Origin of the sequence: Cryobacterium sp. RTC2.1 (genome assembly GCF_035018685.1) — a bacterium.
Classification (GTDB): Bacteria; Actinomycetota; Actinomycetes; order Actinomycetales; family Microbacteriaceae; genus Cryobacterium; species Cryobacterium glucosi.
Genome location: NZ_JASJXJ010000023.1, coordinates 1 through 25,423, shown reverse-complemented (window position 1 = coordinate 25,423; position 25,423 = coordinate 1). Strand labels below are relative to the sequence as shown.

The following is a 25,423-nucleotide window of genomic DNA, read 5'->3' as shown; positions in this document are numbered from 1 at the left end:
AAAGGCGAGCGCCCTAAACTAGCGTTATGGCGAGGCAAGACGGGGCAGCACGCACACCGGACAAGGTGGTGCACAAGGTGCTCAACAACAACGTCGTCATCTCGATCGACGAGTCCGGTCAGGAACGCGTGCTGATGGGACGCGGGCTGGGATTCCAACTGCTTCCCAGCGACACGATCGATCCCGCCAAGGTCGAGAAGACCTTCGTCCTCGATCAGGGCAGTGAAGCCGACCATGCCCGCCAACTCCTCGCGTCCGTGCCGTACCCGGTCATCGAAGCGGTCACGCGGGCGGTCGACGAGGCGGAACGGACCCTGGGCCGAAGCCTCGGTCGCCGATTGCCGCTCGCCATCATCGACCACATCCAATTCGTGCTCGAACGGATGCAGAAAGGCATCCGCATCCCGACGACGTCGATGCCCGAATTACGCGTCCTGCATCCGCAGGAGTTCGACGCCGCGACGGCAATGGCCCGATCGGTCAGCGCCAGCCTGGACACCGCCCTCCCGGACGAGGAAGCGGTGTTCCTCACCATGCATCTCCTCAACGCGACCAGGGACGAGCCCAATGGAACCGCGGCACTGCTCTTCCGTCGGGTGCAGCACGTGGTGACGACGGTCGAGGGCGGCCTCGGCGTGCACCTGGACACGGCGAGCCCGGACTACGCGCGGTTCATCCTGCACATCCAATTCCTCCTGCAGCGGCTGGTGGCGAAGTCGATGTTGCGCGGCTCGGACACGTCCTTCTTCGAATTCGCCAAACACAGCTACCCCCGCTCCTACGCCATCGCCGCCGACGTCAAGTCGTACGTCAGTGCCGCCACCGGCTCCGACCTCACCGACGAAGAGCTCCTGTACGTGATCGTGCACGTCGAGCGACTGGCGAACCAGATGGTGGATGGCGCCGCCACCTGATCGTGTGCTACGTTGAGACCGCAGGGCGACGACGCTCTGTGGAAGCATTTTCGGATTGTTACCGCATCAGCGGGCAAAACCTGAACTCGCATCGCCAGTACGGCGATGAATGAGTTCAGGTCTTTTTTTTGCCCAAAACACCGATTGATCGCTTCCTGAGCATGGAAGTCGCGATGTCGCGGCGGAAGGTGAATGAGACCGATGGACTACTCCAAGACCGCAGCTGCGGTCCTCAAGGGTGTGGGCGGCGAAGAAAACGTCCAGTCGCTCGTGCATTGCGCGACGCGGCTGAGATTCGTCATCAAGGACGACGCGAAGGTCGACAAGGCGGCGGTCAAGGCCACACCCGGCGTCATCGCGACGGCCGAGGCCGGCGGTCAGTACCAGGTCGTCATCGGCAATGAGGTACCCGAGGTCTTCGCCGAGATCACGAAGATCTCGAAGCTCGGCGGCGCCTCCTCCTCCGGCGGCCAGGCCGCCCAGGACGGCCCGAAGGGCAACCTCGTCAACCGCTTCATCGCGATGATCTCGGCGATCTTCACCCCGCTGGTGTGGGCGCTCGCGGGCACCGGCCTCCTGAAGGCCTTCCTGGCGGCAGCGGTCACGTTCGCCTGGATCGACAACACGACGACGACGTACACGATCCTGAACGCACTCTCGGATGCCTTCATCAACTTCCTGCCGCTGGCGCTCGCGATCACCGCGGCGAAGTACTTCAACGCGAGCCAGTTCACGTCGCTCGCCATCGCCGGTTCCTTCGTGTACCCCTCGATCGTCGCGCTCAACGGCGCGCCGGACATCACCTTCTTCGGCATCCCGGTGACGATGGTCAGCTACGTCTCGAGCGTCATCCCGATCATCGTCATCGTGTGGTTGCAGAGTCACGGAGAGCGGTTCCTGTACGCCGCACTGCCGGCCGCGATCCGCCGATTCGTGACACCCATGATCATGGTGATCATCCTGGTACCGCTCACCTTCCTGGTGATCGGCCCGCTCTCCAACCTGATCAGCACGGGACTGGCCGGCGGTATCGGCTGGGTCTTCACGGTCGTGCCCTGGCTCGGTGGAGCCATCATGGGCGGCCTCTGGCAGGTCTTCGTCATCTTCGGCCTGCACTGGGGCTTCGTCCCGCTGATGACCGCCGAACTGCAGAGCACCGGGTTGATCTACATCACCGCGCCGCTCTTCGCCGCGGTGCTGGCACAGGCTGCGGCCGTCGCCGGGGTCTGGGTGCGCACCCGCAACTCGAACCTGAAGTCGCTCGCTGCCCCGGCCACCGTGTCGGGCTTCCTCGCCGGTATCACGGAGCCGGCCATCTACGGCGTGAACCTGCCGCTCAAGCGGCCGTTCGTCTTCGGAGTCGTCGGTGGTGTCCTCGGTGGAGCCCTGATCTCGGCCGGCGGCGTCGCCGCGAACGCCTTCGTGCTGCCCTCGCTGCTGGCGCTGCCAGCCCTGTTCGGTACCGGAAACACCGTGATGCTGATTCTGGGCCTTCTCGTCGCCATCATCGTGCCGTTCGGCCTGACCGTGATCCTCGGATTCAAGGATCCGGCCAACGAGGCCGCCGCAGTCGTGGACGGCACCGACCTCGAGGTGCTGAGCCCGCTCGACGGCACCGCCGTTGCACTGAGCGAGGTTCCCGACGCCGTCTTCGCCGGCGGCGACCTCGGCAAGGGTGTTGCGATCATTCCCCGTGTCGGCGCCGTCTACGCCCCGTTCGACGCTCTCGTCGTAGCCGCATTCCCGACCGGGCATGCCATCGGGCTGCAGCACGCGGATGGAGCGGACGTGTTGATCCACGTCGGCATCGACACGGTCAAGCTCGGTGGCAAGTACTTCTCCCTGAAGGTGGAGAAGGGCCAGCAGGTCAAGGCCGGCGATCTCCTTCTCGAGTTCGACATCAACGCGATCACGGCAGCCGGATACGACATCACGACGCCGGTCATCATCACGAACCCGAAGAAGTATCCGGCCATCGGCTCACCAGCCTCGGGCCCGGTAGCGCACGGAGACCCCCTCTTCCTGGCGATCGCCGAGGAAGAACTGGCCACCGCGAAGTAAGCGAGGGCGGTTTGTACGTCCCGGTGGAGGAGCGGCTCGGCTGCTCCTCCACCGGCCATCTGCGTAATACGTAGTCAGTAGTAAAAGGAGTACACGAATGACCGATTCAACACCCGTCACATTCCCGCAGGGCTTTCTCTGGGGCGGTGCGACCGCCGCGAACCAGATCGAGGGTGCATACAACGAGGGCGGCAAAGGCCTGTCCATCCAGGACGTCATGCCGCAGGGAATCACGACGCCGCGCACCGCGGGCCCCACGGACGACAACCTCAAGCAGGTGGCCATCGACTTCTACCACCGCTATGCCGAGGACATCGCCCTGTTTGCCGACATGGGCTTCCGGACCTTCCGCTTCTCGATCGCCTGGAGCAGGATCTTCCCGCTCGGCGACGAGGCGGAGCCCAATGAGGAGGGCCTCGCGTTCTACGACCGCGTCATCGACGAGTGCGAGAAGCACGGCATCGAACCGTTGGTCACCATCTCGCACTACGAGACCCCGCTGCACCTGACGGAGACCTACGACGGTTGGGTCAACCGTGACCTGATCGGATTCTACGAGCGGTACGCGCGGGTGCTCTTCGCCCGATACGGCGCCCGGGTGAAGTACTGGCTCACCTTCAACGAGATCAACTCCGTGCTGCACGCCCCGCTGTTGTCTGGCGGCATCAACACACCGAAGGACCAGCTCACCCGGACCGACCTGTATCAGGCCGTGCACAACGAGCTGGTGGCGAGTGCGCTCGCGACCAAGGCCGCCCGCGAGCTCGCCCCGTCCGCCCTGATCGGCTGCATGATCCTCGCGATGCCGGTCTATCCGTTGTCGCCCGATCCCGACGACGTGATGGCCTCGCTCACCACCGAGCGCACCAACCTCGCCTTCGGCGACATCCACGTGCGCGGAGAATACCCGGGGTACTACCTGCGCAGCCTGCGCGACCAGGGCGTCGAACTGGTGATCACCGACGACGACCGGGCACTGCTCAAGGAGAACACCGTCGACTTCGTCTCCTTCAGCTACTACGTGAGCGTGGCGGAAACCGCCGACACATCGAATCGTGTCACGGGCGAAGGGAACATCTTCCCCGGGGTCGCCAACCCGACGCTGAAGGCATCCGAGTGGGGCTGGCAGATCGACCCGGTCGGCCTGCGCATCGTGCTGAACCAGTTCTGGGACCGCTGGCAGAAGCCGCTGTTCATCGTCGAGAACGGTCTCGGAGCGAAGGATGAGCTCGTCACGGTCGACGGCCGGAAGACCGTCATCGACGACTACCGCATCGAGTACTTCAACGATCACCTCGTGCAGGTCGGCGAGGCCGTCGCCGACGGCGTCGACGTGATGGGCTACACCTCCTGGGGGTGCATCGACCTCGTCAGCGCCAGCACGGCACAGATGAGCAAGCGGTACGGGTTCATCTACGTCGACCGCAACGATGACGGAACGGGCACCCTCGACCGTTTCAAGAAGAAGTCGTTCGACTGGTACGCCGAGGTCATCCGATCCAATGGTGCGAGCCTCACCCGATAGCGTAGAACCAAACGGGTTCGTCCCGTCGGCTGCCTCCTGGATGCACTGTCCCGGAGGCGGCCTCGTCTGGAGCAGATCATGATTTCCCCCCGCATCGCTTTCCTCGACGTCGACGGCACCCTCATCGACTCCGGCGAGGCGATCGCACCATCGTCGATCGAGGCGGTGCGCAGCGCCCGGAAGAACGGTCACCTCGTGTACCTCAGCACGGGGCGGGCGTCGGTGGAGATCTACCCGGCGATCCGGGACATCGGCTTCGACGGGGCGATCAGCGCCGGCGGCGGGTTCGCCGAAGTCGGCGGCGACGTCGTGATCTCCCGCACGATGCCCGAACCGGCGGTGGCGCGAATGGTCGGGTTCTACGAGGCCGCGGGCTACGACTTCTACCTCCAGTCCTACGACAAGCTCTACCCGAGCCCCGGGGTGCGCTCGCGCTTCGCGACCTACCTCGAGGACGACAGGGAACGAAAGGGTGATCCCCGGCCCGACCTCGCCTCCGTCACCGGGGCCGAGGAACACCCGGTCCTGAAGGCTTTCGGGGACGTGCGGCCGCTGTCATTCACGGGCATCGCCAAGTCGGTCTTCCTGGCCGGTGACCTTCGGGCCTTCGATCGAGTCTCGAACGCGCTCGGCGACGATTTCCACGTCATCACCGGCACCATTCCCCACATGGGTCGCGGCAGCGGCGAGGTGACCCTGGGGGGGGTGAACAAGGGCAGCACGATCCTGAAGTTGCTCGACCTGCTCGGCCTCGACGCGGCATCGGCCATCGGCATCGGCGACAGCAGCAACGACATCGAAATGCTCCAGGTGTGCGGTGTCGGCATCGCGATGGGCAATGCCACCGACGAGGTCAAGTCCCACGCCGACGAGGTCACCACCGCCGTGCTCGACGACGGGGTCTGGAACGCCTTCCGCCGCCATGGCCTGATCTGAGCGGATGCCGGTACCGACAGGGCGCGGCGTCGCCGGTGTGCGAAACGACGGGGTCAGAGCCGCGTCGTGGATGCGCGCGGGATGAGGCGCACCGGGACACGGTGCACTCCCGGATGCGGCTGTCCCTTGATGGCGTCGATGAGTTCGCGTGCCACCGCCCGGCCCAGCTCCTGGAGATTCATGTCGATCGTGGTGATCGGCGGGCGTGAATGCACGCTGAACAGTTCCCAGTTGTCGTAGCCGACGACGGCGACGTCCTCGGGCACGCGGAGGTTCTCATCGCGCAATTGCTCGATGGCGCCCCGGGCGATCTGGTCGCTGGCGCAGAAGATCGCATCGAAGTGGTGCCCGGCCTCGATGAGGGCATGCACGCACTGGCGGCCCCAGTCCTCGCTCCAGTCGCCGTACAGGTTCTCACCGCCGACGAGCTGCAGGCCATGCCGCTTCATCGCCTGGGTGGCGCCGGTGAGCCGTTCGACGGCCGCCGAGAAGGTGGGATCGCCGCTGATCGCGACGATACCGCGTCGGCCCCGGGAGACGAGGTGGTCGATGGCGAGATCGGTGCCCTGGGAATTGTCCGTCGTGAATGAGGAGTCCTTCGGGTCCTGGCTGGCGGCGAACGCATAGGCGACCGGTACCGTCACCTGTTCCGTGATCGAAGGGCGGGACGTGTCACTGTCGCCCAGGACGATGATGCCGTCGACGCGTTTCGCCATGAGGGTGCGCAACTGGTGCGACTCCCGGATGGAGTCGTTCCGGGCATCCGTGAGGATGACCGACGTGGAGTCCGCACCGAAGGCGTCCTCGACGCCGAGAAGAATCGGAACGACGAACCGGTTGGCGAGGTCTGCGGTCAGGACGCCGATGGTACCCGTGATCGACGAATTGAGTGCGCGGGCGAACGGGTTGGGCGTGAAGGCGAGGCTCCGGGCCACCTCCTCGACGTGCTGCCGGGTTGCCTCGCGCACGACGGTCTTGCCGTTGAGAGCCTTGGACGCCGTCGCAATGGACACGCCGGCGGCACGCGCCACGTCGGCGAGGGTGACTGCGTCATTCGTCTTGCCCATGGTGTCCTTTCGCCTATGAAACCGATGTCGAGGCCGGGTCGTTGTTCGGCCGAGTCGCGTGAAACCCTACGAGAAAAGACTGTACCCCGCGTGCCCCGCAATTCACTGACAAAAGAGACAAATTCCGATTGACGTACCGGGAAGCTCAGTGCTAGCCTCGCCCTATTGAAACTAGTTTTATTTGTTTCACAATTCTGCTCTGATATTCCTGCCCTATTCCAATGAAGGAAAAACGTGATGACAATGAAGTTCGTACGTAGCACGATGGCAGTCGCCGGGGTCGCGACCCTCGCACTGGCCATGGCCGGATGCTCGGCTGCCGGTGGCGGCTCCAGCAGTGCCGGCAGCACCGAGTACACAGTGTGGGATCCGTATCCCCAGCACGACGCCAGCTCCGACTGGGCCAAGCGCATCGATGCCTGCGGTGTCGACGCCGGCGTGACCATCAAACGCACGGCGTACGACTCCCAGTCGTTGACCAACCAGTCCCTGCTTGCCGCCCAGGAGGGCACCGCAGCCGACGTCATCCTCCTCGACAACCCGGCCGTGACGACCCTGGCAGACACTGGCGCCCTGAACGACATGGAGTCCATCGGGCTCGACACATCCGCGATCGACCCCAATCTCCTCGGGGCCGGTGTCCTCGACGGCAAGACGTACGGCATTCCCGTCGGCGCCAACACCCTCGCGCTCTATTACAACAAGGACGTCCTTGACGCGGCGGGCGTCAATCCTGCGACGGTCACGGACTGGGCCAGCCTCACCGCAGCCCTGCAGCAGGTCAAGACCGCCGGTCACAAGGGCATCACCTTCGCCGGCTTCGCGAGTGAAGAAGGAACCTTCCAGTTCCTGCCGTTCTTCTGGGGAGCCGGAGCCAACCTCAACAAGCTCGACTCGACCCAGGCGATTTCTGCGTTGACACTGTGGACCGACTGGGTCAGCCAGGGCCTCGCGCCGAACTCAGTCATCACGAATTCGCAGAACACCAACTGGGAGGAATTCCTCACCGGTGACTTCGGCTTCGCGGTGAACGGCACGTGGCAGGTCAACAGCGCAGCGAAGGCCAGCTTCAAGACCGGCTACATCACCATCCCGGCCGAGGCCGGGGGAGCGGCTCCCGCACCGACCGGCGGCGAATTCATGGTCATCCCGACCCAGAAGGACACGGCGCGCTACGACGTGTCCAAGAAGATCGTCGAATGCATGAGCACCACCGCAGGCCAGGTCAAGACCGCCGACACGTTCGCGTACTACATCCCCGCGACCACGGCAGGCCAGGCCGCCCTGCTTGTCGAACACCCGGAACTCTCGGTGTGGGTCGACGCCGTGAAGGCAGCCAAGGGGCGCACCAGCGACAACCTCGGTGCCAACTACCCGAAGATCTCAGAGCAGGTCTATACCGCCATCCAGAACGCACTGAGCGGTGCGATGACGCCCACGGAAGCGCTGAAGGAAGCCCAGACTGCTGCCGCAGCAGCTATCGCCAAGTAGACCGAAGCCTCCCACCGAGAACACGAAGGGCATCCCACCATGACCACACTTCCTGCCCGCGTCGGGGCCGCACGCCCCGACGCGGGTGGGGCGGTCGGCACATCCGCTCCACTCCCCCCGAAAAAAAGATCGAGGCGAACTTCTTTCGGCACCAGCCAGTGGGTTGCCCTGGCCTTCGTCGCCCCTCTCATCGCCTACCTCATCATCTTCTACGCGTTCCCGCTCTATCGGAACATCGAACTGAGCCTCCACGACTACACCCCGCGCGCCTTCGTGCAGGGCAATGCCGCGTTCGTCGGCATCGAAAACTATGTCGCCGTCTTCGGATCGAAAACGTTCGCCAAAGCGCTGACCAACACGGCGCTGTTCACCGTCGTCTCAATCGCGTTCCAGTTCGGCATCGGCCTCATCCTCGCCGTCTTCTTCCGGAACAACTTCCGACTCAACGGCGTCTTGCGAGGGTTGTTCCTGGTCCCGTGGCTGCTCCCGCTGATCGTGTCCGCGTCGACCTGGTCGTCCATGATGAACTCGGACAACGGGGTGATCAACTCGGCCCTCAGCGTGATCGGGGTCGCACCCGTGAACTGGCTGACCTCGCCCGATCTGGTGCTTGCGTCCGTGATCATCGCGAATATCTGGCTGGGGATCCCGTTCAACCTCGTCGTCCTCTACTCGGGTCTGCAAAACATTCCCGAAGACCTCTACGAGGCTGCCTCCCTCGATGGTGCGAACGCGTGGCAGAAATTCTGGCGGATCACCTTCCCGTTGCTGCGTCCGGTTTCGCTGATCACGATCCTGCTCGGGCTGATCTACACGCTGAAAGTCGTCGACATCATCTGGATCATGACGGCCGGCGGCCCGGGGGATTCCTCGACCACCTTCGCCACCTGGTCGTACCGGGAGGCCTTCGGAACGGGCAACCCCGACTTCAGCCCGGCTGCAGCCGTGGGCAACGTCCTGATCCTGATCGCCCTGATCTTCGGGTTCATCTATCTGCGCATTCAGAACAGGACGGAGAAATAATGTCTCATCGACGCTCCTGGTGGAAGACCGCGATCGGACTCCTCCTCACCGCTGTCATGCTCTTTCCCGTGTACTGGATGATCAACGTCTCCTTCACGAAGACAAGCGATCTGCGCGATTCACCGCCCAACCTCTTCCCATTCTCACCGACGCTCGACGGCTACACCGCGGTGCTTTCGCAGCAATTGCCATACCTCGGCACGAGTCTGCTGATCGGCCTCGGCACGGTTGTCGTCACGCTCGTCATCTCCGCGCCTGCCGGCTACGCGCTCGCCAAATTGCGCTTGCGAGGTGCTGCCCCGCTCACGTTCATCCTGCTGGTCGCGCAGATGATCCCCGGAGTCGTGATGGCGATGGGGTTCTACGCCATCTACCTGAACAGCGGACTCCTCAATACCGTCGGTGGCCTGATCCTCGCTGATTCGACGATCGCCGTTCCGTTCGGTGTCCTCCTCTTCACTGCCTTCATGTCCGGTATCCCCAACGAACTCATCCAGGCGGCCACGGTCGATGGAGCAGGACCGTGGCGCACCTTCCGGTCGATCGTGCTGCCCGTGAGCCGGAACTCCGCGATCACGGTCTCCCTGTTCGCCTTCCTGTGGGCGTGGTCCGACTTCATCTTCGCGTCGACCCTCTCCCGGAGCGGGCAATTCCTGCCGATCACCCTGGGTATCTACAAGTACATCGGCAACAACACCTCGCAATGGAACGCGATCATGGCTACCGCAGTCGTCGCGTCGATACCGGCGGCCATCCTGCTCATCGTCGCCCAGCGCTACGTCGCCGCCGGCGTGACCGCCGGCGCAGTAAAGGACTGACTCATTCCAGGCCAGGGCATCACCGTCCCCACACCCAACCCGACCCCGTCGGGGCCTGACCTGCCGGCCTTCGATGTGCGTGACATTCCCTTCAGCGCGAGGGGAGCGTGGTTCGACATCTCGCCCGTCGTTGCGCTGCACACCGTGCATCAGGACCTGCATCTGGTCGCCCACCAGAACGGAATGCACGCGGTCTTCATTCTCGTGCCGCAGGTGGACGGCGTCCGGACGGAGACGACCGTCACGGCCTCGCCTGCACTCCTGTCGTGGACCGCGGCAGAAGGAAAGATCGATGCGGCCTTCGACGGGGTGGCCTGCCTGCGCATCCGCGGTCGCGGCGTCGACCTGACGATTGGCGATGCGTCGACGGGGCTGACTCCGTTCACGGGCTCCTACCTCTTGCGCGACCCGATGGACGGCGCCGCCGTCTTCACCTCCTACGAAACGGGTCGCCGCTACCGGGTCACGAGCCTGCGCGGCGAGCTCGACGTGCACGGCGCCGAGGCCCTCGGTGCGCATGTCCGTGACGTCGTCGTTTCCGGAGCCGACGGCTGGGAAGTGGCGATCGAGGAGTTCGAGTCCGCCCGGCCGAGCTATCGCCCGGCTCTCTCATTCGACCAGGTCGTCCTGTCGACCCGCCAGGACTTCGCGGGGTACCTGGACCGTGTGGCGGGCTGGAGCGACGCGCGCACGCCGACCGCCGCGCTCGCCGGCTACGTGATGTGGTCGGCGACGGTTCGCCCGCTCGGCTTCCTCGAGCACGAATCCATCCTGATGTCCAAGCACTGGATGGACAAGGTCTGGAGCTGGGACCACTGTTTCAACGCGCTGGCCCTGGCCCCCGGCGATCCCGGCGCTGCGCTCGGCCAGTTTCGGCTCATCTTCGACCACCAGGACTCCTCCGGCGCTCTACCCGACTCCGTGACGCACTCAGAAATCCTGTACAACTTCGTGAAGCCGCCGATTCACGGTTGGGCATTCGACAAGCTGCGCCAGCGGATGCCCGACGCCATTCCCGTGGACGTCCTCGCGGCCGTATACGACCAGTTGTCGGCCTGGACGGATTTCTGGCTCAACTCCCGGCGCATCGCCGGGCACGAGCTCGCGCACTACCAGCACGGCAATGACAGCGGTTGGGACAATTCCTCGACCTTCGACCGCGACCGCGTCATCGAGGCCCCCGACCTCGCCGCCTTCCTGATTCTGCAACTCGACACTCTCGCGCGGCTCGCGGACGAACTGGGCCGGGACGACGGAGCCAGCAGGCGCGGCCAGCGTGACTCCATGGCGACCGCCCTGCTGGCCGAGCTCTGGGACGGCGAGCACTTCGTGGCCCGCGCCCCGCTGAGCGGGCGCACGAGTTCCACGACGAGCCTCCTCAACCTGTTGACGATCGTCGCGGCGGATTTCCTGCCGGTGGAGGTGCGCGAGCGTGTGGCCGATTCCATCACGGGTCATCTCACCGATTGGGGACCGGCGACCGAGCTGCCCTCATCACCGCTGTACGAATCCGACGGCTATTGGCGGGGCCCGATCTGGGCGCCCTCCACCGTGATCGTCGAAGACGGGTTACGCAGGGCAGGCTTCGCGACACTCGCGGATACCGTCAGCGAGCGCTTTCGCCGCCTCTGCGAAAGGTCGGGGTTCGCTGAGAATTTTGACGCGCTGAGCGGCGACGGTCTCCGCGACCGTGCATACACCTGGACCGCGAGCTCCTACCTCCTGCTCGCGCACGAAGCGTTCATCCGAGCGTCCGACAACTGACCGAAAGAACACGACACATGCCTTCTCTTATCGCACCCCCGACACTCCGCGGAGGCCCCGTGCGGCCGTCGACGAGCGCGCTGCGGGCACTCGGACCGGACGAAGTGTCTCTCACCGGGGGATTCTGGCAGGAGAAGCAAACCCTGAACTCCGAAGTCATCCTCGACCACTGCCAGCGGTGGATGGAGCGGATCGGGTGGATCGGGAACTTCGATCGCGCCGCCAACGGCGCGCTCGGCAGCGACCACGCCGGGATCGAGTTCGTCGACTCCGAAGTGTACAAATTGCTTGAGGCTCTGGCCTGGGAACTCGGACGAAAGCCCGACGCCGATCTCGAATTCAGATACCGCGCCCTGGTCGCCCGTGTCGAGTCGGCCCAGGAGGCCGACGGATACCTGCACACGAGCTTCGGGCGCTCCGGGCAACCGCCGCGCTATTCGAACCTGGAATGGGGACACGAGCTCTACTGCTTCGGGCACCTCATCCAGGCTGCCGTCGCGCGGCTACGGTCCGGTTCCGATGACGAGCTCGTGCGGGTGGCTCGGCGTCTCGCCGACCACGTCTACGGCGAGTTCGGGCCGGACGGTCGTGACGCCGTCTGCGGGCATCCCGAGATCGAGGTCGCCCTCGTTGAATTCTCCCGAGCGACAGGCGAGCCGCGCTACCTCGAACTCGCCCGCATCCTCGTCGAACGTCGTGGGCGCGGCCTGCTCGTACCCGACAGGTTCGGAGCAGAGTATTTCCTCGATGACATGCCGGTGCGGGACGCCACCGTTCTCCGCGGTCATGCGGTGCGTGCGCTGTACCTGGCTTCGGGCGCCCTGGACGTGGCCGTCGAGACCGACGATTCGGCGCTCGCGAGCGCGGTGGCCGCGCAGTGGGACAACACCGTGGCCAGGCGCACGTACATCACCGGCGGCGTTGGATCACACCATCTCGACGAAGCATTCGGCGAAGACTACGAGCTGCCGCCGGACCGCGCCTACGCGGAGACCTGTGCTGGAATCGCATCGGTGATGCTGAGCTGGCGCCTGTTGCTGCAGACCGGCGACGCCAAGTACGCGGACCTCATCGAGCGCACACTCCTCAACAACATCCTCGCCTCCCCGCGCGCCGATGGCCGGGCGTTCTTCTACACCAACACCCTTCACCAGCGCGTGGACGGTACCGTGCCGGAGGAGGATGAAATCAACGCGCGCGCGCAGTCCAGCCTTCGTGCTCCCTGGTTCGAGGTGTCGTGTTGCCCGACGAACATCGCCCGCACCCTGGCCAGCGTCAACCTGTACTTCGCAACCGCAACGGAAACCGGGGTGCAACTGCACCAATACGGCGACTATGACGTCGCGACGAATCTTGCGACCGGCCAGATCGCCCTCGAGGTGAGAACGGGCTACCCGTTCGACGGTACCGTCTCGGTTCACATCCGCGAGGCGCCGGAAGCGGAATCATCGGTCTCCCTGCGCATCCCACGGTGGGCCATCGGCCGCGCCGTCGTCACGGTCAACGGGGCACGAGTCGATTGCTCCGGATCGACGGTCACCATCAGTCGCGCCTTCCGCGCAGGTGATCAATTGACGCTCGACCTGCCGATGGCGCCGCGGGTGACCCACCCGCATCCGTCGATCGACGCGGTCCGCGGAACGGTCGCCATCGAGCGTGGCCCACTCGTGATGTGCCTGGAATCCTGCGACCTCCGGGAGGGACACGACCTCGCAGGCGTGTCCATCGACGATCGCGTCGGCCTGACCGAGACCGTGCGGGGAGCGCGGGTGCACGCGCAGTCAGCCCAATCGCCGAATCCTGACTGGCCCTATGGCCACGACGGCGGGTTCACGGCTGAGAATGCCGCCTGTGACGTCGAGCTCATTCCCTACTTCGACTGGGCGAACCGTGGCCCGTCCACGATGCGCGTCTGGCTCCCGGTCGCGACGCGCCCTGATCATTGAACCGAGTGTGATGCGAGCCCGGTGACAGCCTCGCAACGAGCCGTCGTTCCCAGCTGTTGCCTTCTCGGGAAAACCTGACCCCACCCGGCGGAAGTCAGGGGCGGGCGTCGGGTGCAGGCTCCAGGAGTGCGGCGAAAACGTCGCCGAGTGGACCGGCCAGGTCTCCTGCGGAGGCCGATGACAGGGCCTCCAATCCCGAGGTGGTTCGCAACAGCACGATGCCGAAGCCGACGGACAGGGCGATCTGGGCGCGCAGCATGAGATGCTCGGTTTCGGCGTCATCCGGCCGCCAGCCGGCGGCCGCGGCCAACCGTTCGGCGAAATGACGGAACGTATTACGGCGGATCCGTTCCGCCGATTCATCCCCGGAGGAACGCAAGAGCAGGAGGAGCCCGAGCGGATGCTCACCGCTCGGCAGCTCCGCGAGGTGCCTGAGCATGGTCTGCAGCATCAGCTCAACGGTGTCGCTCTCCGGGATCGGGCGGTCGAGCTCTTCAACGGCACGGGTCAGGCACGCCTCGAAGAGGCCTTCCTTGGATGTGAAATACCGGTTGATCAGTGCCACGTTCACGCCGGCGTCCGTGGCGATGTCCCGGACCGTCGTCGCCGCGTAGCCGTCGTGCGCGAATCGACGCCGTGCCGCCTGCAGCAGGCACTGCCGCGTATTGGCGGCGTCGCGCTGCCGGACGCCGCCCGGGGCGTCGGACTCGGAGGGGGCGGCATCGATGGTCGGCATACCCGGTGTCATGGCATCCTTTCGTTCCCCTCCACGGTACAGGCCGGCAGAACCGATGTAAACATGCTTTGACTTACGGGCGATCATGGCTATGCTGGCCTAAGTCGCCAACTGTTTACATAGCATCCGGAGAGATATGTCCCAAACAACCGAACGGCCGGCCACGGGCTCGATTCCGACGCCCGCCCGTAGCCGAAACAGCACGCTCATCGTCCTCTACCTGTCCCTCGGTGGCCTGGCCTTCTCGGTCCTGCAGTCGCTCGTCGCCCCGGCACTCGCGACGATCGGGAAAGACCTCGGCGCCTCGACCGCCGATGTCAGCTGGATCCTGACGGCGTATCTGCTGTCGGCATCCGTGTTGACGCCCATCCTGGGACGTCTCGGCGATATGGTCGGCAAGCGCCGGATCATGATCGTCGTGCTCGCCCTGCTCCTCGCGGGCACCGTATTGGCGGCGCTCGCCCCCAACCTGGGTGTCCTGATCGTGGCCCGCGTGCTGCAGGGTGCGGCCGGTGCGGTGATGCCGCTTTCGATCGGCATCGTGCGCGATGAACTTCCGCACGAGAAGGTCGGGGTGACCATCGGGTTGCTGTCGGCGATCTTCGGCGTCGGTGCCGGGGTCGGCATCGTCGCCGCGGGACCCATTGTGGAGAACCTGTCCTGGCCGTGGCTGTTCTGGCTGCCGGGAATCCTCGTCGTCATCGCCCTGCTCGGTGTCATCTTCGGGATGCCGGAGTCACCGGTCAAGCGACCCGGCCACCTCGACGTGCTCGGTGCTGTCATCCTGACGGTCGGCCTCGTTTCGCTTCTCCTGGCGATCAGCAAGGGACAGTCCTGGGGCTGGGACTCCGGCAGCACGATCGGCCTCCTGGCCCTCGGCGCCCTCGCCCTCGTCGTGTTCGTGTTCGTCGAGCTGCGGGTGAAGGAACCCCTGATCGACATGCGCCTGTTCAAGATCCGCGGCGTGTGGACGGCGAACGTGGTGGGACTCGTCTTCGGTTTCGCCATGTTCGGCACCTTCGTCCTCGTGCCGACGCTGCTCCAGCTGCCGACCGTGACGGGCTACGGCTTCGGCGAGTCGGTGTCCTCTGCCGGCCTGTTCCTGCTCCCCACCGTGCTCATGATGGTGGTCTTCGGTCCCGTCGCCGGCATCCTCGTGCGCAAGATCGGCCCGAAGCCGCCGATGGTCTTCGGCGCCCTCTTCGTGACCGCCGCATTCGTGATTCCCGCACTCAACCACGCCGAACTCTGGCAGGTCGTCGTGTCGGGCCTGCTCACCGGTGCCGGCATCGGCCTGGCCTTCGCAGCGATGTCCAACGCGATCATCGAGAGCGTGCCGATCCACCAGACCGGAGAGGCGAGCAGCGTCAACACGATTGCGCGCACCATCGGCAGCAGCATCGGCACAGCCGTGATCGCCGCGTTGATCACGTCGCACAGCACCTCGCAGGGCCTGCCCCTGGACGACGCCTTCACGATCGGCTTCTGGGTCTGTGCCGCCGTGGCCGTTGTCGCGATCATCGCAGCGCTCGCAGCGCCGTCGATGAGCAAGCGCCGCGAGCAGGCACTCGCCCTCGGCGTCGAAGACCTCGACTGAACGCAGTGCCCGGACCGGGACCCCTCGGGGACCCGGTCCCTTCGGCTGTCGGAGAGAGCTCAGTCGCAGGGATCGACCGTGCGTTCGCCGGTCAGTGCGGCCACGGGAACGGCGCAGGTGTCGCCCTTCCACGCTTCGATTCCTTCCCGGACCGCGAAGCCGGCGATGAACAGCGCCGCAAGCGAGTCCGCCCACGCCCAGCCGAGCAGGGTATTCAGTAACAGCCCGATCAGAAGAGCGGCCGAGAGGTAGGCGCAGATCAGGGTCTGCTTGGAATCAGCCACGGCTGAAACCGAGCCGAGTTCGGTCCCGGTGCGACGTTCCCACCAGCTCAGGAACGGCATCACGAGCAGGCTGGCCATGGCGAGCCCGATGCCGACCGGGCTGTGCACGGCCTCCCGGACTCCGAAGAGGGACAGGGTGGCGTCGACACTCACGTAGGCGGCGAGCCCGAAGAACGAGAAAGCGATGACCCGCAGGGCGACCCGTTCGCGCTTCTCCGGATCGGGTGCGGAGAACTGCCACGCGATCGCGGCGGCGGACAGGACCTCCACGATGGAATCGAGGCCGAACCCGATCAGCGCGGCCGAGGTGGCGACGGTTCCGGCGGCGAGGGCGATGATGGCCTCGACCACGTTGTAGCTGATCGTGATAGCGACGATCCAGCGGATCCGGCGCTGCAGGACTCCTCTGCGCCGGGGATCCAGGCCGCGCGACGGCGCACCCGTCTCTGGCTTCATGCTCGGGTATCGCGGCAGAATGGAACACGACTCAGCATTCCCTGACTGTATCGCAGAGCATGACGCGTCGGTGAGGAAGCAACATTCGGATGATCGTGACGATTCGCCTTCGGGGTACGTCCTATTAGTGACTGTTCCCAATTCCGATCCGGCGAACAGTCCACGCCTGCCCCCTCTCTACGGTGGAGGGCGTTTGAATCGTCCCGCCGGCCTGCCGGCGCGACTCGATCGCAGTACTGGAACGAGGCTTCATGCTCCCCTCCACCCTTGCCCGTGCGGCCCTGTCGGCCCGCGGCCCGGTCAGCGAGCGGCTCCTCGCCGCGCTCTCCGAGTCCACTGAAACGGGAGGGTCCGGCCTGGCCGGGTTCGAGGCGCTGGCCGCACGTGCCCTCGGCCGAGTCCCGGACATCCTGGTCGACGAGGACCTGCAGCTGACTCTGTTCCTGCTGTACCGCCTGCACTACGACGGTGTCGTGCCGGGCGACGACGAGTGGGAATGGCATCCCGCCCTCCTGGCTGCACGTGTCGTCCTCGAGCGCGGTTTCGAGGCCGCATTGCGGGCCTCGGCGCCGCAGCCTCCGATTCCCGCGGCGACCCGCGACGACGTCGCCCGTGCACTCTTCACCCTGACCGGGCACGAGCACAACCCAGGCCTGGCACTCTACGTGGCGCGCGCGGCCACCGGGCAGCAGGCCGTCGAGTTCCTCGTCCACCGCTCGGTCTACGCGCTCAGAGAGGCGGATCCGTACGCCTGGGGAATCCCGCGCCTGGCCGGCCGGTCCAAGTCGGCACTCATCGAAATCCTTGCCGGTGAATACGGCGGCGGCCGGGTCGAGCGGATGCATTCGGTCCTTTTCGCGGATGCCCTGAGGGCGGCGGGGCTCGAGGGAGACTACGTCGCATCCGTCGACGCGGTGCCGGCTGTCACGCTCGCTTCCGTCAACGCGATTTCGATGTTCGGGCTCAACCGGCGCCTGCGTGGCGCGCTCGTCGGGCACCTGGCCGCGTTCGAGATGACGTCGGCGATTCCCAGCCGCTTGTACTCCGATGGATTCCAGCGCCTCGGTTTCGACGACAGTGTGGCCCGGTACTTCGATGTGCACGTCGAAGCCGGCTTCGCGCGTGAACAATCGGCCTGCCGGGCCCTCGCCGGTTCGCTCGCCGAAGATGACCCGGAGGCGGTCGGCGACATCATGTTCGGAGCGAGCGTGTTCCTGACTCTTGATGACCGTCAGTCGGCGCATCTGCTCGGCAGCTGGGCGGGCGGCTATCCCCCACTGCGAGCGGAGCGGAGCAGCCGGTAGACACGGCATGCTCAGGCAGCAGCGGTGCGGCGGGCGCCGGCGGCCCGGTTGATCGACCAGGTCACGACGACGCCCACCAGGATCATGGTGGCCAGGCCGAGGCCGGAATAACCGACGGCGCCGAGCACCAGACCGGCCAGGGCGCCGCCGAGGGCGCCGGCCGCGTTCATCGACAGGTCGGAGAAGCCCTGCAGGGCCGCCCGGTCATTCAGCCCGACCGCCTCGCCGATGAGGGCTGAGCCCGCGACGACGGATGCCGACCAGCCGAGGCCGAGCAGGATCAGGCCAGCGGTCATGGCGGTGCTCGAGTCTCCCGCGAGCCAGAAAAGCGTGAGCGACGACAACAGCAGGGCCTGGCCGGCGAGGATGACGGGCATCCGTCCTACCCGGTCGGCCAGCCAGCCGAACACGGGGGAGAAGGCGTACATGCCGGCGACGTGGAGGCTGATCGTGAGCCCCACGACGGTGAGGGTGGCGCCGTGCTCGCGCAGGTGCACCGGAGCCATGGACATCAGGGCGACCATCGTGGCGTGGCTCAGGGCGATCACCGCGACGGCATAGCGCGCGGAAGGGGTGGAGCGCAGGATGTCCAGGCCGCCGCGTGGGCGCGGCGCGGCGGAATCCGTCCCCCGGGACCTGAGCGCCGTCAGCAGTGGGTCGGGCCGGAGCCCGACCGTGTACACGATCGCCGCGCCCACCGTGGCGAGCAGGGAGAACGCGAAGGCACCCGTCATCGGGGGCAGGCCGAGGAAGGCGCCGACGACCTCGCCGGGGCCGAACAGGTTCGGTCCGAGAACGGCGCCGATCGTCGTGGACCAGACCACAATCGACAGATCGCGGGCCCGGAAGGCCTGGCTCGCCAGGTCTGTGGCGGCGAATCGGGCCTGCAGGTTGGCGGCCGATCCGGCGCCGAGCATCATCAATGCCAGGAGCAGGAGAGCGAAGACGTTGACGGAGACCGCGGTGATCGCAAGCACGGCGCCGGCGCCGGCAACGAGCGAACCGGTCGCAAGGGAAAGTCGCCGCCCCCTGGCCTGGGCGAGCCGGGCGAGGGGCACGGCGACGAGGGCCGCGCCGAGAGTGCTCATCGTGGCGGCCATGCCCGACCAGGAGCTCGACCCGGAGAGCTGAGCCGCCAGAAGGGCACCGAGGGAGAGTGTCGCCCCCATGCCTATTCCGCCGAGAATCTGCCCCGCGACGAGTACGCCGACGACCTTGCGCTGCAGCGGTCCGTGGGCGGGTTGCCCGGCCAGCGAGGTCTCGGCGGCTGACGGTTCGTTGGACACAGGTGCCTTCCGTTCGTTGCTGATTCCGGCATACCCATAGGGGTATCGATGACAGGCTATCGCTTCAGCGGAGCCATTTCGCGCGAACCTGGACATCGGCATCCTCGTAGCCGAGGCGATCATAGAAGGACAGTACTGCCGCATTGGCCGAGCGGACCATCAGCTGCAGCTTCACGACGCCACGTTCCCGGAGCCAATCCTCCGCGGCGACCATCAGTCGCCGTCCGAGTCCGGTACCGCGGTGGGTGTCGTCGACGGCGAGGTAGTACACCCAGCCTCGGTGGCCGTCGTGGCCGACCATCACGGTTCCGACGAGGGTCTTCCCGTCGAACAGCCCGAGCACGGTCGATGTCTCCCCGGCCAGCGCGCGCAGCAGGTCGAGCTCGGGCGGGTTCCAGGGTCGGGTGAGTCCGGCCTGGTCCCAGAGCGCGGATGCGCTACCGAGGTCCGCCGGAGTCAGATCGGCTATGTGCATGACCCGATTCTTCCACTTCCGGTCGGAGGCTCTTTCGGAGCGCGACAGATGGCGGTTGAATGTCCGCGACAGCCGCTGTGTCACCCAGCCACCGTGCGATGCGGGAGGAACCGATGCTCGAGCATGCGCCGCGCCGAAGCGCCAGGATCGCCGAGGAGATCCGCGGCGAGATGGGGTACCAGGGCCGGACCCTGAAGGAGCTGTCGGCGGCGACCGGAATCTCGATGGCCATTCTGCGTCGACGGCTCACCGGGGAGAAATCGTTCTACGTCGAGGAACTCGAGCGGATCTGTCGCTACCTGAACATCTCCGTGATCGACCTCATCGAACGCACCGAGCTGTAGCCGGCAGCCGGCCGTCGCCGGCGCTGCGGTTACGCGCCGTGGTTACGCCCGCGGCTTGAACGGGTCGGTGATGTCGGCCACGGTTGCGCCGTAAGCGTCGATCAGGGCGTCGGCGTCGACGAATGCGGAGTAACCATGCTCGCCCGCGCCCATCGCGACCCGGTTGCCGCGCAGGCGTTCGTCGGCGAAGACGGGCCAGGGGGTCGTGCTGCCGAGCGGGGTGATGGTGCCGCGGGAGTAGCCGGTCGCCGCCAGGGCGACGTCCTCGTGCGGGAGCGAGAGCTTGTTCACGCCGACGAGTGCGCGCAGCTTCGCCCAGCTGATCTGCCGGTCGCCGGGCACGAGCGCAAAGAGATAGTCGCCGTCATGCCGCTTGACGACGAGCGACTTGACGATGCCGGACGGGTCGATCCCGAGGAGCCGTGCGGCGCTTTCGAGGCTGTCGGCCGCGGGCCGGGGGACGATGTCGATGTCGAGTCCGCGGGCGCGGGCATCCGCCGCCACCCGCTCACGCCCCGTTTCAGTCATGGGGCGAGTCAACCACATGCGGGGTCTGAGCGGTCGGCGACCCCGCCCGGCTCAGTGACCGCCGAGCAGCCGGAGCACCCGGTCGTACGCGCCGTCGGCCTCAGCGAACCGCAGGAACTTCACGTTCTCCACCGTGACCTGCTCGACGTCGGGTTCGGCCTCGAGTATGCCCATAACCTCCGACAGGAAGTCGTCCAGCGGCATGGCCTGCTCGCTGTTCTCCTGGTTCAGGAGCGTCGTGCGGACGGCGGGGGGAATCAGCTCGAGCACCTGCACCGAGGTGCCGGACAGCTGCACGCGCAGGCTTTCGGTCAAGGAGTGGATGGCGGCCTTGGTCGCGTTGTACGTCGGCGTCATCGGCAGCGGAACGAACGCCAGTCCCGAGGACACGTTCATGATGACCGCGTCGGGCTGTCCGATCAGGAACGGCGTGAACGCGCTCAGCATCCGCAGCGGCCCGAGCAGGTTCGTCGTGACCGTCGCTTCTGCGGTCGCCAGAAACCCGGAATCGAGCAGGTTCTCGGGGAGCATGATGCCGGCCATGTTGACCAACACATTGAGCTCGGGGTGCTCGGCGGTCACGGTGCGGAATGCACTCGCTATCGAGTCCGGGTCCGTGACATCGAGAACGAGAGACTCGATGCCGTCGTTCTCGGCGACGATCGCGTCGAGGAGTTCCTGTCGGCGCCCGGCGACGATCACCGTGTTCCCGGCCTGGTGGAAGCGCAGCGCGAGGCCGTGCCCGATGCCGGACGTGCCGCCGGTGATCAGAATGGTGTTGCCTGTGGTCTTCATGGTGTCGCTTTCTCTCATGCGCTCGTCGACGGTGTCGACGGTGCCGGGTGTCAGTTGTCGCGCGGCGTGCGCCGCCGGTGACGGATGCGCGGTGTTACGACTCTGCCGCCTCCTGTCCGCCGGCGGGAGAGGAGCCCTTGTCCACGGACCGGCGATCCCTGTCACCGGTCGCGTTAAGCGGTGATGATGGGGAGATGGACGTACGAGGAATGGACAGACCGGGGCTGGCCGATTTCCTGCGCAAGCGCCGCGAGCTGCTGCAGCCGGAAGATGTCGGTCTCATGAAGGGACCGCGGCGGCGGGCCACCGGCCTGCGGCGGGAGGAAATCGCGAATCTCGCCGGCATGTCCGTTGACTATTACGCCCGGCTGGAACAGCAGCGTGGCCCCCAGCCATCCGACCAGATGCTGGCCGCCATCGCCCGAGGACTCCGCCTGAGCCTCGACGAACGCGACCACCTCTTCCGGCTGGCCGGTCACACGGCGCCCCCGCGGATCCGGCGGACCGACCACATCAGCCCGGCCCTCCTGCGCGTGCTCGACAGGCTCGACGACACTCCCGCCCTCGTGCTGTCCGACCTCGCAGACACCCTGGTGCAGAACCGGCTCGCCACCGCACTTCTCGGGGACCAGACCCGCCATTCCGGCCTGGCCAGGAGCGCCTTCTACCGGTGGTTCACCGATCCCGACGAGCGCCGGTACTACCCGGAGGCCGCCCATGCCCACCAGGGCCGGATCCAGGCCGCAGGTCTCCGGCTGGCGTTGACGGCCGGCGGCCCCGACCACCGGGCCGAACAGATCGTGGCGCGGCTGCTGCACCTCAGCCCGGAGTTCGCGGCCCTGTGGGACCAGCACGAAGTCGCCGCACGCTTCGACGACCACAAGACCATCGTGCATCCCGAGCTCGGCGAGATCGAGCTCGACTGCCAGGCGCTGTTCACCGAGAACCAGGCTCAGACTCTCCTGGTGCTGACGGCCGCGCCCGGCACCCCCGGCTACGACAAGCTGCAACTACTCGCGGTGCTCGGCCAGCAACGATTCGCTCCCGATCCGTCGGCCGCAGCGGGTGCCTAGCCCAGCCGGGGTCAGCCGAGCCGGTCGAGGTAGCGGAGGATGATGCCCTCGCGGAGGGCCCAGGGCGAGACCTCGAGTTCGTCCACCTTCAGGGCGGCCATCGCTGCCTGGAGCACGATCCCGCCCGCCACGATCTGGAATGTGCGGTTGGCGGTGATACCGGGCAGGGCGGGGCGGGCGTCCGCAGGAATGCGGGCCAGCCGGGGTACCCAGTCCGCAAGCTGGGCGCGGCTGAGCAGCATCCGCTCACCCGAACCGAAACCGTCCGAGGTATACCCTGCGAGCTTCGCCAGGGACCTGATCGTCTTGGACGAGCCGACGACGTGGTGCGGGGCCGGCTGTCCGGCGAAGGATGCGACGGCCTCGGCGAGCACGTCGGCCGCGTGTGCGCGCAGGGCCGCAACCTCCTCGGCGAGCGGGGGATCGTGGTGCAGGAATCCCACGGTCGTGCGCCCGGCGCCGAGCGGGACAGAGAGGGCCACCGCCGGTGTCTCATTCGCGCCGGCGGCGATCTCGAGCGACCCGCCGCCGATGTCGAACAGCAGGATGTCCCGAGCCGACCAGCCGTACCACCGTCGCACCGCGAGGAAGGTGAGGCGGGCCTCGTCCTCGCCGGAGAGGACCTGCAGGGCGACGCCGGTCTCCCTCTCGATCGTCGCGAGCAGTTCCGGGCCGTTCGTGGCGTCGCGGAGGGCGGAGGTCGCGAAGGGGAGCAGGTCGTCGACCTCGTGCCGGCTCGCGACGTCGGCCGCGTGCTGCACCGCGGACAGCACGGCAGCGCAGCCCTCCCCGGTGATCGCCCCTTCCGGGGTGAGATACCGCATCAACCGGAGGACGGCCTTGTCGGAAGCCATCGGGACCGGCTGGGCGCCGGCATGGGCGTCGACGACGAGCAGGTGGACGGTATTCGAACCGACGTCAATGACTCCGAGGCGCACAGTCTGACGATACCAAGCCGGAGGACACGTCGTCGCCTACAGGGTGGGCTCAGGGACCACGAAGCGCTGCCATGCCCAGGCGCTGACGCTGAGGGCCGCGAAGAGACCGGAGGCGACCCACATCAGGGTCACGCTGCCCTCGCCGTGCCACAGTCCGACGACGGGGTTCAGCACGGCGAACATGATCGTGAAGGCGGCGAGGGTCAACCCGATCCAGGCGAGCGGCGACCAGGCGACGATGCTGCGCCCGCTCGTGCTGCCGATCGGGATGAGCACGAGAAGCGCCGATCCGATCGCGGTCAGCACGACGCTGTTGGCGACCTCGGCGGCGAGCAGGTCCCCGAAATCCGCGCCGGTCGGCAGTATCCCGAGCACGAGCCAGCCGAGGAGCGCGAGCGCGAGCAGGCTTCCGGCACGCAGCGCCGCAAGCTGGCCGCGATGGATCGCGCTGTGGCCGCTCGAGACGGCGACGCTGCCGAGCAGCCCGAAGAGCAGTGCCGGATGGATCTCGAACGCGCGCGAGCCGAGCGCGGTCACCGCGACGAGCAGCAGGTACCGCGGCAGGAATGTGACGGATGCCGGCACGCCCCACACCCGCGAGCTCCACCACTGCGGCACGAGGGCTCCGACCGTGTTGACGACGATGAGGGCGAGCATGACCGCGAGCAGCAGTCGCAGGAAGGCCGGCTGACTCGACACGGTGCCGGAGAGCATGATGAGCGTCGCTGCAGCGGCGACCGAGGCGGCCGCGATGAGCCAGCGGTTCACGATCACGGTGGGGGCCTTGTCGAATTCCTCCCTCGCCTGGTTGCGGCCGGAGAGGGCGGCCGTGTTCCAGAGCGGGCGGCCGTCCCGTGCCCGCACGATCGTGCCGCTCAGCAAACGGGCGGGAATGACGAGGAGCACGAGGGCGCCGATGGCGAAGAGTACGGCCTCGAGCCAGGAGAAGTCGGCGTTCGCGCCCGGCGGCAGTACCGCGCTCGTGAACTGGGTGGGGTCGTTCCAGCCGCCGGGGAGGGCGGGATCATGTCCGGATGACGAACCGCCGCCCGGTGGTGCCGGTGCGACCGCCGTCGGGGTCGCCGAGGGTGCCGGGGTGGCGGTGGCGCTCTCGGACGGTGTGCCGGGCGCCGACGCCGGAGCCGTGGCTGTCGGGGAGCTGCTCCCTGCCTCGGCAGAGGGCGACGACGACGGAGGGGTGGCCGACGGTGATGCGTCCGGTGCGGGACCGAAGTCGACGCCGAGGCCGGGGCTTCCCTGGCTCTGGTTGCCTGCGGCATCCTGTTGGGCGGCGATCACGAGGTGGTTGCCCGCGGCGACCGTGCCTGTCGCGGTGCAGGCCCAGGCTCCCGCGGCGACGGCGACGGTGCACAGCGAGTACGGGCCGGCGAACACGGTGACGGTGGCGCCGTCCTCACCCGTCCCCGTGTACGTCGACCCCGTCTGGGCCACCCGCGCGCCGGCGGTCGGTGACGAGACGACGGGAGCGGCGGGCCGGTCGAAGTCGAAACGGATACTGAGCGCTGCACTGTCGTTCGACCAGGAGGGCGCGCTGAACCCGGTCTGCTGCGCTGCCGTCACGGTGTGGATGCCGCTGCTCGGCAGGTCAGGGAAGGTGCACGCCCACGCCCCTCCCGTGTCTGCCGTCGCCGGGCAGCTCTCGCCGGTCGACACCGTGGCGACGACGGATGCCCCCGGGTACGCGGACCCCCGGACGGTTCCGTTCGACGCCGGGTTGCCGAGCGGCCCGCCCGTCACGACGGGTTCACCGAGGACGTCGATGGTCTCCTCGGCGGTGAGGCTCGAATCGCCTGTCACGACGACCTTCAGCCGGACGTTCTGCCCGCTCGGGAGGTTTGCGGGGCAGGACCAGTCCGTCGACGGGGTGGCTTCGATGATGCAGAGCGGGTCGCCCTCACCGGGGTTGAGGAGCTGGATCTCCTGATTGGCCGCGCGAGTGCCGGAGACCGTCGTGGTCGAGCGGCCGACGAAGGTATGGGCCGGAGGACTGTCGATCGTGGGGGATGGCGAAAGCGGGGTTGCGGCCGGCCCGCTCGGGGGC

22 protein-coding genes are annotated in these 25,423 nt (G+C 66.8%); 13 read left to right on the top strand and 9 right to left on the bottom strand.

Features of this window, described 5'->3' with window-relative positions:
* The first annotated feature begins 26 nt into the window (after window positions 1-26).
* The 4 genes from QN357_RS05095 (at window position 27) to QN357_RS05080 (ending at window position 5,436) form a co-directional block, all read left to right on the top strand.
* Window positions 27-914, top strand: coding sequence for a PRD domain-containing protein (locus tag QN357_RS05095; RefSeq protein WP_134448283.1), 888 nt, complete (start codon window positions 27-29; stop codon window positions 912-914).
* 201 nt (window positions 915-1,115) lie between these two features.
* Window positions 1,116-2,975, top strand: a complete 1,860-nt coding sequence (locus tag QN357_RS05090; protein ID WP_322136224.1) for a beta-glucoside-specific PTS transporter subunit IIABC — start codon at window positions 1,116-1,118, stop codon at window positions 2,973-2,975.
* A 97-nt stretch (window positions 2,976-3,072) separates the two neighbouring features.
* Complete coding sequence (locus QN357_RS05085) at window positions 3,073-4,500, top strand: glycoside hydrolase family 1 protein (protein WP_134562015.1); 1,428 nt, start codon at window positions 3,073-3,075, stop codon at window positions 4,498-4,500.
* Window positions 4,501-4,578: 78 nt separating this feature from the next.
* A complete protein-coding gene (locus QN357_RS05080) occupies window positions 4,579-5,436 on the top strand; it encodes a Cof-type HAD-IIB family hydrolase (protein ID WP_134448287.1) in 858 nt (285 codons plus the stop codon).
* 53 nt (window positions 5,437-5,489) lie between these two features.
* Here the strand turns inward: QN357_RS05080 and QN357_RS05075 are convergent, their stop codons facing one another.
* Window positions 5,490-6,503, bottom strand: a complete 1,014-nt coding sequence (locus QN357_RS05075) for a LacI family DNA-binding transcriptional regulator (protein ID WP_134448289.1) — start codon at window positions 6,501-6,503, stop codon at window positions 5,490-5,492.
* Window positions 6,504-6,746: 243 nt separating this feature from the next.
* On the opposite strand from QN357_RS05075, the gene QN357_RS05070 reads away from it, so the two are divergent.
* From QN357_RS05070 to QN357_RS05050, 5 genes are all read left to right on the top strand, one after another.
* Entirely contained in the window at window positions 6,747-7,994 is a 1,248-nt protein-coding gene (locus QN357_RS05070) for a sugar ABC transporter substrate-binding protein (RefSeq protein ID WP_323504621.1), read from the top strand.
* Window positions 7,995-8,033: 39 nt separating this feature from the next.
* Entirely contained in the window at window positions 8,034-9,017 is a 984-nt protein-coding gene (locus QN357_RS05065) for a carbohydrate ABC transporter permease (protein WP_134448291.1), read from the top strand.
* Window positions 9,017-9,835 (top strand): carbohydrate ABC transporter permease, encoded by an 819-nt coding sequence (locus QN357_RS05060; RefSeq protein ID WP_134448293.1) that lies wholly within the window; start codon window positions 9,017-9,019, stop codon window positions 9,833-9,835. Before QN357_RS05065 ends, QN357_RS05060 begins: the two co-directional genes overlap by 1 nt.
* 75 nt (window positions 9,836-9,910) lie before the next feature.
* Window positions 9,911-11,599: an amylo-alpha-1,6-glucosidase gene (locus QN357_RS05055; protein WP_322136218.1), complete on the top strand. Its 1,689-nt coding sequence runs from the start codon at window positions 9,911-9,913 to the stop codon at window positions 11,597-11,599.
* 17 nt (window positions 11,600-11,616) lie between these two features.
* Entirely contained in the window at window positions 11,617-13,545 is a 1,929-nt protein-coding gene (locus QN357_RS05050; protein WP_322136217.1) for a glycoside hydrolase family 127 protein, read from the top strand.
* A 94-nt stretch (window positions 13,546-13,639) separates the two neighbouring features.
* Here QN357_RS05050 and QN357_RS05045 read toward each other — a convergent pair whose 3' ends face one another.
* A complete protein-coding gene (locus tag QN357_RS05045) occupies window positions 13,640-14,293 on the bottom strand; it encodes a TetR/AcrR family transcriptional regulator (RefSeq protein ID WP_198413436.1) in 654 nt (217 codons plus the stop codon).
* A gap of 124 nt (window positions 14,294-14,417) precedes the next feature.
* Here QN357_RS05045 and QN357_RS05040 point away from each other — a divergent pair, with 124 nt between their 5' ends.
* The gene (locus QN357_RS05040; RefSeq protein ID WP_134563969.1) at window positions 14,418-15,878 is read left to right on the top strand and encodes an MFS transporter; all 1,461 of its coding nucleotides are present in this window, start codon (window positions 14,418-14,420) and stop codon (window positions 15,876-15,878) included.
* A gap of 59 nt (window positions 15,879-15,937) precedes the next feature.
* Here QN357_RS05040 and QN357_RS05035 read toward each other — a convergent pair whose 3' ends face one another.
* Window positions 15,938-16,618, bottom strand: a complete 681-nt coding sequence (locus QN357_RS05035; RefSeq protein ID WP_134558269.1) for a cation transporter — start codon at window positions 16,616-16,618, stop codon at window positions 15,938-15,940.
* 251 nt (window positions 16,619-16,869) lie between these two features.
* On the opposite strand from QN357_RS05035, the gene QN357_RS05030 reads away from it, so the two are divergent.
* Complete coding sequence (locus tag QN357_RS05030; RefSeq protein ID WP_323504620.1) at window positions 16,870-17,922, top strand: iron-containing redox enzyme family protein; 1,053 nt, start codon at window positions 16,870-16,872, stop codon at window positions 17,920-17,922.
* Between the two features lie 11 nt (window positions 17,923-17,933).
* On the opposite strand, the gene QN357_RS05025 is transcribed toward QN357_RS05030, so the two are convergent.
* A complete protein-coding gene (locus QN357_RS05025) occupies window positions 17,934-19,208 on the bottom strand; it encodes an MFS transporter (RefSeq protein WP_241987485.1) in 1,275 nt (424 codons plus the stop codon).
* Window positions 19,209-19,272: 64 nt separating this feature from the next.
* Entirely contained in the window at window positions 19,273-19,683 is a 411-nt protein-coding gene (locus QN357_RS05020; RefSeq protein ID WP_135100929.1) for a GNAT family acetyltransferase, read from the bottom strand.
* Between the two features lie 59 nt (window positions 19,684-19,742).
* Here QN357_RS05020 and QN357_RS05015 point away from each other — a divergent pair, with 59 nt between their 5' ends.
* The gene (locus QN357_RS05015; protein WP_134558272.1) at window positions 19,743-20,027 is read left to right on the top strand and encodes a helix-turn-helix domain-containing protein; all 285 of its coding nucleotides are present in this window, start codon (window positions 19,743-19,745) and stop codon (window positions 20,025-20,027) included.
* Window positions 20,028-20,069: 42 nt separating this feature from the next.
* On the opposite strand, the gene QN357_RS05010 is transcribed toward QN357_RS05015, so the two are convergent.
* Both QN357_RS05010 and QN357_RS05005 read right to left on the bottom strand, forming a co-directional pair.
* Window positions 20,070-20,555, bottom strand: a complete 486-nt coding sequence (locus QN357_RS05010; RefSeq protein WP_134448309.1) for an aminoacyl-tRNA deacylase — start codon at window positions 20,553-20,555, stop codon at window positions 20,070-20,072.
* A gap of 51 nt (window positions 20,556-20,606) precedes the next feature.
* On the bottom strand, window positions 20,607-21,350 hold the full coding sequence (locus tag QN357_RS05005; RefSeq protein WP_134448311.1) for an SDR family oxidoreductase: 744 nt from the start codon (window positions 21,348-21,350) through the stop codon (window positions 20,607-20,609).
* A 209-nt stretch (window positions 21,351-21,559) separates the two neighbouring features.
* On the opposite strand from QN357_RS05005, the gene QN357_RS05000 reads away from it, so the two are divergent.
* Window positions 21,560-22,423: a helix-turn-helix transcriptional regulator gene (locus QN357_RS05000; RefSeq protein WP_322136213.1), complete on the top strand. Its 864-nt coding sequence runs from the start codon at window positions 21,560-21,562 to the stop codon at window positions 22,421-22,423.
* Between the two features lie 11 nt (window positions 22,424-22,434).
* On the opposite strand, the gene QN357_RS04995 is transcribed toward QN357_RS05000, so the two are convergent.
* Window positions 22,435-23,361 carry a Ppx/GppA phosphatase family protein gene (locus QN357_RS04995; RefSeq protein WP_134448313.1) on the bottom strand — a complete coding sequence of 309 codons (927 nt, stop codon included), beginning with the start codon at window positions 23,359-23,361 and terminating at the stop codon, window positions 22,435-22,437.
* Window positions 23,362-23,397: 36 nt separating this feature from the next.
* The coding region (locus QN357_RS04990; RefSeq protein ID WP_323504619.1) for an Ig-like domain-containing protein at window positions 23,398-25,423 on the bottom strand (2,026 nt) is incomplete at its 5' end.